This is a genomic window from Megasphaera sp. DJF_B143, assembly GCF_900320625.1.
Lineage (GTDB): Bacteria > Bacillota > Negativicutes > Veillonellales > Megasphaeraceae > Megasphaera > Megasphaera hexanoica.
Genome location: NZ_ONTA01000297.1, coordinates 1 through 7448 on the forward strand (window position 1 = coordinate 1; position 7448 = coordinate 7448).

Annotated in this window: 9 protein-coding genes and 1 tRNA gene; 3 read left to right on the forward strand and 7 right to left on the reverse strand. The window is 51.7% G+C overall.

Going from position 1 to position 7448, the window contains the following annotated elements; translation table 11 throughout:
• Window positions 1–215: 215 nt before the first annotated feature.
• A tRNA-Ile gene (locus DBO31_RS08580) sits at window positions 216–290 on the forward strand.
• Window positions 291–423: 133 nt separating this feature from the next.
• Here the strand turns inward: DBO31_RS08580 and DBO31_RS08585 are convergent.
• Together DBO31_RS08585 and DBO31_RS08590 are read right to left on the reverse strand one after the other, a co-directional pair.
• A complete protein-coding gene (locus tag DBO31_RS08585) occupies window positions 424–915 on the reverse strand; it encodes a molybdenum cofactor biosynthesis protein B (protein WP_206084978.1) in 492 nt (163 codons plus the stop codon).
• 48 nt (window positions 916–963) lie between these two features.
• The gene (locus DBO31_RS08590) at window positions 964–1572 is read right to left on the reverse strand and encodes a hypothetical protein (RefSeq protein ID WP_113855667.1); all 609 of its coding nucleotides are present in this window, start codon (window positions 1570–1572) and stop codon (window positions 964–966) included.
• 154 nt (window positions 1573–1726) lie between these two features.
• Here DBO31_RS08590 and DBO31_RS08595 point away from each other — a divergent pair, with 154 nt between their 5' ends.
• Both DBO31_RS08595 and DBO31_RS08600 read left to right on the forward strand, forming a co-directional pair.
• A complete protein-coding gene (locus DBO31_RS08595) occupies window positions 1727–2209 on the forward strand; it encodes a hypothetical protein (protein WP_059075315.1) in 483 nt (160 codons plus the stop codon).
• Window positions 2210–2214: 5 nt separating this feature from the next.
• Window positions 2215–3183 carry an exonuclease domain-containing protein gene (locus tag DBO31_RS08600; protein WP_234995448.1) on the forward strand — a complete coding sequence of 323 codons (969 nt, stop codon included), beginning with the start codon at window positions 2215–2217 and terminating at the stop codon, window positions 3181–3183.
• Between the two features lie 104 nt (window positions 3184–3287).
• On the opposite strand, the gene DBO31_RS08605 is transcribed toward DBO31_RS08600, so the two are convergent.
• From DBO31_RS08605 to DBO31_RS08625, 5 genes are read right to left on the reverse strand one after another with little or no spacing between them, the layout of a single operon-like run.
• Window positions 3288–4019, reverse strand: a complete 732-nt coding sequence (locus DBO31_RS08605) for an alpha/beta fold hydrolase (protein ID WP_150824943.1) — start codon at window positions 4017–4019, stop codon at window positions 3288–3290.
• A 54-nt stretch (window positions 4020–4073) separates the two neighbouring features.
• Entirely contained in the window at window positions 4074–4529 is a 456-nt protein-coding gene (locus tag DBO31_RS08610) for a hypothetical protein (RefSeq protein ID WP_150824944.1), read from the reverse strand.
• Between the two features lie 8 nt (window positions 4530–4537).
• On the reverse strand, window positions 4538–5587 hold the full coding sequence (floA, locus tag DBO31_RS08615) for a flotillin-like protein FloA (protein ID WP_075582425.1): 1050 nt from the start codon (window positions 5585–5587) through the stop codon (window positions 4538–4540).
• Between the two features lie 11 nt (window positions 5588–5598).
• Window positions 5599–6912: a nodulation protein NfeD gene (locus tag DBO31_RS08620; RefSeq protein WP_150824945.1), complete on the reverse strand. Its 1314-nt coding sequence runs from the start codon at window positions 6910–6912 to the stop codon at window positions 5599–5601.
• An 18-nt stretch (window positions 6913–6930) separates the two neighbouring features.
• Complete coding sequence (locus tag DBO31_RS08625; RefSeq protein WP_150824946.1) at window positions 6931–7332, reverse strand: hypothetical protein; 402 nt, start codon at window positions 7330–7332, stop codon at window positions 6931–6933.
• Window positions 7333–7448 lie beyond the last annotated feature (116 nt).

Sequence of the window (7448 nt, forward strand, 5' to 3'; positions counted from 1 at the left end):
ATGGCCTTCCTGTTCAAGAGCGACCGCATCGACCTGTCCGAAGCCGATGTCGTGGAAATCTATCAGAAAGCCTACAAATAATCTACTGGTACGGAAAAGAGGAACGTCCCGGCGTTCCTCTTTTTTCACTGATACCTCCCAAACTTCTCCTTGACGTACAGTGGCTAGTCGTATTATAATGTTTTGGTAGGTTTCCCCGTGAAATCTCATTACATGGGCCTATAGCTCAGCGGTAGAGCCCCCGGCTCATAACCGGTTGGTCCTTGGTTCGAATCCAAGTAGGCCCACCAGCTCATGTAGGTAAAATCCCTGTAATCATACGATTACAGGGATTTTACTTGTATAAGACAAATGAAACCGTCCCCATAGTCCGGCCGTCTGCAGGCAGATTATGGGGACGGTTTTTTCCCTCATCCGTTCCCTTTATTTTTGCAGTTCTTCATACAGGTGGAACACTTCTGGTAAAATGATTTTTTCCATGCCCAGTTTAATCAGTCTCGGCAGCCCGGGCAGGCAGAATATCAGACACTGGCGGCAGATTCCGGCACTGGAACGATATGCCAGGGACTGTACACCACAATCATTACGGTACGCCATGGCCGTCATGAGACCGGCAAATCCCGGAACCGGCTTGTCAAAAAGAGGTTCTATCGTCTCCAGCGTCACGTCCCGTTTTGCCAGTCCCGTACCCCCGCTGGTAATGACGACATCGACACTGCAGACCCATTCGTGAAGATGATTCAGTATTTCATCCCGGTCGTCGCGGACAATCTGGTAATCGACTACCTGATGACCGCCCTGGGTAAGAGCGGATTGTATCATTAATCCATTCGTATCATTGGAAAATGTCCGGCTGCTGCTGATCGTCAGTATGGCAGCCCGTAAAGGATGTTCTTCGGTTAATGTTTTGGTCAAAATAATACCTCCTCTGTAAATTGCGCTTCGTTATCCCATATTTCTGCACTATATTTCCGTTTCTGCCTGTAACGCCTCTTCCAGTGTTGCACCGTGCAACAACGACTGGAGAAAGGCCGGCATTGTTTCCCTTGTGGCTATAGTACCATGATATACTTTTTCTTTCATTCCGGCAACATGAATCTGCTGTCCATCAAAGGCCAGACTCAGGCGGCAGTTTCCCTCACAGGGAAACGGTTCTGCGCCTCTGCGCCAGATAATATGCGCCTGGTGCTGCCAGGGGACCGGTTCCGTCACGCCGCATAAATCAGCTGCTACAAACATTCCATTATCTGCCCCGATCCGTGCCGCCTGCCCTGCAAACTGCTGATACGATGCATCAGAACGGGCCGCTCCCGGAGAAATATACAATAGCATATAATCTTCCCAAAAGACATGATCCGTCAGGAATTCTTCACCGGGCAGTTCATTTTCACAAACAAACGAATCATCCCATCCGTAATGACGGCATATTCGGCTGCTTCCCGCACCTCCGTTGACGGGTACCAGAGACAGGCCGGCCCGCTGAAAGGAGGCAATCCGTTTCTCCTCGTCTCTCTTCAGCGCTTCATCTGCTTCCCACCGGGAAAAAGGCAGACCAATATATAAAACAGACACTATATCACTCCCAATTCATCTTTCTCTATATATAATTCGACTTCAATCGGCAAACTCCTGTTTGCTACCTATTACGGATATTTATGTTTAATCTGCTCCAATATCTGCTATAATATATGGTATCTGAATTACACATTCAAAGGAGAAGATCGACATGTTTAAAAAAATAGCATCTGCCCTTATGGTAGCGGCTGCTTTTGGCTGCACACTGGCCTCAGCCATGTTTTTTGATGACAACCCCCGTTACATCCAGGTGGGCCACGATGAAATGACCGAATCCTACATTGATATGAATTCCATCAATTCCATCCGTTACGACCCTCCCTATTATGTCATCCAGGCCACCGTACTGACTTATGACTACTCTACAAATACGGCGACAGGTTATCAGAACAATTTCTTCTATAACTTTAACGCCCAGACGGTCCGGACGCAGACATTGTCTACGATGACCTACGATACGCTGAAAGGCACCCCATCGGCACAAACCATCAATCCCGACCCGGAAGTTGCGACGACAGATCGCTATTCCGTCAACGGCAAAGCAGCAGACAATGCCTTTTTCAATTGCTATAATATGACATTCTATCATACCTTCGATAAAAAGAAAGATGCCAAAAACAGCGAAAGGAACTGATAGCCATGGATATGAACACTTTACTTCATTACGGCGGTATGATTGTCTCCTTTCTGTTTGTCGCTGCCGTCCTCTACTCTATGATTATGGCCATCCGGCGGCGCAGCCGTAAGCAGAAAGCGAAGGAAGCCGTAGAAAAACGCACTCATATCAAAATCCAGAATCTTCACCAGTTCGATATCAAGCCGTCTGACGGATATTACAAGTATCCCATCGGCCCCGTTGAATACACGCGGCGCAAGCCTCAGCAGTTTACTGCTGTCTCTATTGAACTGGCTTCCCGGCAGCCCTACTCCATCTGTCTCATAGGCTTTGCTGAATTTGCCGGCGGTGAACTAAAGGATCAGCATTATTTTTATATCCAGCCTCCGGAAAAAGATTTGCGTGACTTAAAAAATCCCGATGTAACTTGGGAACTCCTGAGCAAAGCCGACGAATTTGGCGAATACTGGAATGCCGGCATGAAAGACTATTTTATCGGCCACACGCTGGTCTGCCACAATGCGCCTTACGTCATCGGCTGTATCACCCACGCCCTTACCGTATTTGGCATCAAGCCGCCGGAATTTCGTTTTATCGATACTCTGGAAATAGCAAAAAAACTGTACACCTTTGATTCCCATAAACTGGATGCCATTTGTGAAGAAATGGGTATTGATCTGGATATGCACAACAGCCTGAGTGAAGCCCGGGCTATCGGCCAGTTTTTCTATAAATCCTGCAAGGAATTTCCCATGTATATCCCGCGTATTTACTACGCCAATGGAACCCCTTCAAAAGAAGAGCTGGAAGCCAGTGTCATTGCCGTCGTCGAACGGGAAGAAGCCCGTCCGGAAGACATGTTCGATCCCCGCCCGGTAGACGAAGTGCTCCTGAAAGGGCTGGTGGATAAAAAATATCTCGAACCGGGAAAAGAAGAAGGTACGTATTACGCAACGGATGAAGGCCTCGATTTTTCCGAAAGCCTTCCCTGATGATCACGCATAAAACTTCATCGTATTTCGCTTTTAGTTTGCCGTAGATAAAGGAACGGCCTGCCACATGATAGGAGAAAACCATCATGGGACAGGTCGTTTTCTTATAATACGTCGGTAAGCCAGTTTACGGCATCGCCCATCATATTCGTCGTGACAAAATGCTTCAACCCCGGATAAGTGATGAACCGGCTCCGTACGCCTGCCAGGGTATACAGCTTATCCATATAGTAGGATTGGGCCATGGGGTCAACCGTATCGTCATTGCCGGCAGTCAACGCCAGCACCGAACGGCCTTCCAGGTTTTCCGTATGAGTGTACGGATCCCACCGGCTGATTTCACGGCGCAGTTGCGGAAGAAAATCCATCGGTTCCAGCGGCAGTCCTGCCCGGAAACGGCGGTCTGATTCATCCCACCAGCCGGAGCCATTCATGGCGACTGCCGCCTGTATATCCCGGTTCCACGTCATAACCCCCAGAGCCGTAAATCCGCCCATGGAATGTCCCATGACGGCCAGCGGCACATCATCATGCCAGGTTTTGGCATAGGCGATGACCTGCGGCGCTTCACGGAGATTCTGGAATATGGTCTGCCAGAATTTCCCATACGCTGCCGGATTTTCTTCGTAATCGATGATGCCCCGCTCCCCGTGATGGATGGCCTCGGGAATCAGCACATCATACCCGTATGCTGCCAGAATATGGCCGCGCAGGGACTGCAGTTCTTTTGTCGATGTCCAGCCATGATAAAAAATGACTACGCCTTTTACATCTTCATGACACGCTATTTTCAGGCAGGGAATGTTCCCTATGTATATTTTTTCTTCTGTAATCATATCGTTTACCTCAAGTAAAACACGGCCGTCAGCAATCTGCCAGCGGCCGTATCTTTATTTTCTATCCCGCAGGGAAACAGGTTTCTGCAGTAGTTCCGACCAGACAAGACCTGCATAGATATCCCGTGCTTCACCGGAGAGCCCGCTCCAGGCCGGCGGCTGGACATAGGAATATACGACGGCAGGAGCGCCGGGAACGGTGACTGGTTCCGCTGTCGTGCCGATAACCGCAGCGGCCGGACGGTGATTGCCTTCCAGGCGTCCCGTATCGGCTGGCGCCGGATTCCGCGTTCCCTGCCCGGCCGTACGCATTTTCCCCTGTTCCGGGGCCTGTCCGGTTTGTGAAGCTCTCTGCGGAGATGGCTCCGGTCTCGTCTGCTTTTGCCGCTGCGGCGTATCTATAGGGCTGCTGCGGCGCTTTCCCCGGTGCGGATAACGTCTTTTACGGCGCAGGGCATCGGGCAGGGAAAACAAGAGCATGAGAAGGATTATGGCAATAATATATTCCATACCATCACCTACTTATCAGCCGGTGTTTCCGGAGCAGGCGTCACGGGATGGCCCGATACAGCCGACGGCTGCGCCTTGGCCTTCGGTATGCCTGCCTTGGCTACGGCATCGCGCATCTTGGTATCGGCCATGACGTTGCGCATGGTGTAATAATCCATGACGCCCAGATTTCCTTCACGGAACGCCTGGGCGATAGCCAGCGGTACTTCTGCCTGGGCTTCGACGACCTTGGCCTGCATTTCCTGCGTATAGGCCTGCATTTCCTGTTCCTTTGCCACAGCCATGGCCCGCCGTTCTTCGGCTTTGGCCTGGGCAATCTGTTTATCGGCTTCAGCCTGATCGGTCTGCAGACGGGCGCCGATATTACGGCCTACGTCGACATCGGCAATATCAATGGACAGGATTTCAAAGGCCGTTCCTGCATCCAGTCCCTTGCTGAGGACGGTCTTACTGATTTCGTCCGGATTTTCCAGGACCTGTGAATGGTCCGCTGCCGAGCCGACGCTGGTAACGATGCCTTCCCCGACACGGGCAATGACCGTCGCCTCCCCGGCACCACCGACGAGGCGGTCGATATTGGCCCGCACCGTGACCCGGGCCCGTACTTTAAGTTCGATGCCATTCTGGGCAACGGCCGAAATAAACGGCGTTTCAATGACTTTTGGATTGACACTCATCTGTACCGCTTCCAGGACATCCCGGCCGGCCAGATCGATAGCGCAGGCCCTTTCAAAGGTCAGGGACATAGTCGCCCGGTGGGCGGCTATCAGGGCATCGACCACGCGGTCTACATCCCCGCCGGCCAGATAATGCGCTTCCAGCTGATTGACATTGACGTCGAGACCGGCCTTGTTCGCTTTGACCAGGGGAAGGATGATCTTAGACGGAACGACACGGCGCAGGCGCATGCCGATAAGATTGACGATACCTACGGAAACGCCGGCCGCCATAGCTGAAATCCACAGTCCCAGTGGCACGAAATGGAGAAATAATGAAATAACGATGATAGCAGCGACAATAACAAACAGCGGCGCTGCTAAAAGAGATAACATAGACATAACCTACCTCCTTATGGACCAGGCGGCACCGGTTCGACGACGACCCGGGCACCTTCGACTTTGATGACGCGCACGGCTACATCCCGGTCTATGAAGCCTCCGCTCGAAACGGCATCGACCCGTTCTTTGCCAATGCGGATTGTACCGGCCGGACGCAGGATAGTAATCGTCGTACCGCGCTGAAACAGATACTTGCTCTTATCTTCCTGTGATGTATAACCTTTTTCTTTCGTAGACCGGGTCGTCAGGGCCACTTTGGCAAACAACCAGCTTTTAGGCAGATGTCTGCCCAGGATGTAAAACAGGATGACGGCAATGACGATGCCGCCAGCCAGGATATACAGTGCCTGCACCGTCGCCCCGAGCATCCAGAACAGACTGCCAAAGAGCAGCAGGATGCCAGCCACACCAAAAATGCCGATTCCCGGCGTAACCAGTTCCAGGGCAATGAGGACCAGACCGCCGATAAAAGCCCCGATGACCTTCAGATCATCGGCCAGTGTGCCATCGCCGGATATGAGCATAACCCCTCCCAGCAGGCAGGCCGTTACCAGTCCGACACCGATACCGGCTGTTTTGATTTCGATAAGGACCGCCGCCAGGATAAGCCCGACAAACAGCATGCGGACGTATTCATTCTGAAGCATCCCCAGCGTTTCATCCTTCCAGTTCCGGTCTTCATAATACACGGTCGCATCGTCCAGACTGAACAGATGCAGTGCTTCTTCCGCCGTATCCGCCGTTCCTTCCGACAAATTCAGCTCCCGGGCCTGCACGTCCGTGAGCGCAAGGATTTCACCGGCATCGGCATATCCGGGCAGGCCGTCTTTTTTATCGACCATCGCTTCGGCAATGCGGGGATTATGGCCATTATCAGCGGCCGTCGTACTGAATTCCGATTTCAGGGCGGCAATATTTTTTTCCGTCGCCGGTATGGGTTCTGCCGCGCCTATGCTGCTTCCCGGTGCCATGACGATATGGCGGCAGGCGATGGCAATCAACGCTCCGGCTGACCAGGCCCGTGACGTGACGAGGGCAATTGTCGGGATGGATGTTTCCCGCAAAAGATCACGGATGCGCAGCGCACTGTCTACACGGCCGCCTTGCGTATTGATACGAACGACGATGGCCTTATCTCCGTTTTCTTCCGCCTGGCTGATACCGCGCTGCACCAGTGCTGCCTGGCTGCCATCGATTTCACCGGAAATGGAAATGACCCGGGCAGACTCTGCTTCCTGTGCCCATGCAGCAGGCCCCGTCACGGCCGCGGTCAGGCAAAAACATACGATACACACGAAAAAACGTATGGCTACAGCAAACCTCATGAGTTCACCTCCGCTTACTTATTTGTTCCTTGTTCTGGGCGGGACAGACTTAAAGTACCCGGCAGCCTGCATTTCTGCCAGCTCGTCATCGGATAACGTACGCGCCGCATGACGCTCCGCTTCTTCTACCGGCTGGGAACGGACAATGGCGATCTTATCGAGAACGGCATTATATATATCGGCAGGCTTGTTTTCTTTCAGCCAGTCCAGCATATGTTCCACCCATTGCCGGCAGGACCACGATCCTTCACCATGATTATGTCCGCGCAGAATCTGTATCTGCACTTTTTCCGGAATCTTGGCGATCAGCCAGTTCCACATTTCATAATGAATTAAAAACGTATATTTGGCATCGATCTCGCGCAGATTCTTTTCATGAAGCTCTAATTCGTAGCGGGACCAGAATAAGCCAATTGTCATTCCCATTACCTCCTAACAAGGATGTTTTATGTTGAAAAAGTCCTTGCCTGCGCAAGTACTTCTTTATACAATTCTATACATTTTCCCAAATTCCTGCAACTACAGAAAAAATACCA

What these genes read in the sequence shown, in the direction of transcription:
- DBO31_RS08625 (WP_150824946.1), bottom strand. Translation starts at nt 7,332, where the DNA reads ATGACAATTGGCTTATTCTGGTCCCGCTACGAATTAGAGCTTCATGAA.
- DBO31_RS08610 (WP_150824944.1), bottom strand. Translation starts at nt 4,529, where the DNA reads ATGGAATATATTATTGCCATAATCCTTCTCATGCTCTTGTTTTCCCTG.
- DBO31_RS08595 (WP_059075315.1), top strand. Translation starts at nt 1,727, where the DNA reads ATGTTTAAAAAAATAGCATCTGCCCTTATGGTAGCGGCTGCTTTTGGC.
- DBO31_RS08600 (WP_234995448.1), top strand. Translation starts at nt 2,215, where the DNA reads ATGGATATGAACACTTTACTTCATTACGGCGGTATGATTGTCTCCTTT.
- floA (WP_075582425.1), bottom strand. Translation starts at nt 5,587, where the DNA reads ATGTCTATGTTATCTCTTTTAGCAGCGCCGCTGTTTGTTATTGTCGCT.
- DBO31_RS08605 (WP_150824943.1), bottom strand. Translation starts at nt 4,019, where the DNA reads ATGATTACAGAAGAAAAAATATACATAGGGAACATTCCCTGCCTGAAA.
- DBO31_RS08620 (WP_150824945.1), bottom strand. Translation starts at nt 6,912, where the DNA reads ATGAGGTTTGCTGTAGCCATACGTTTTTTCGTGTGTATCGTATGTTTT.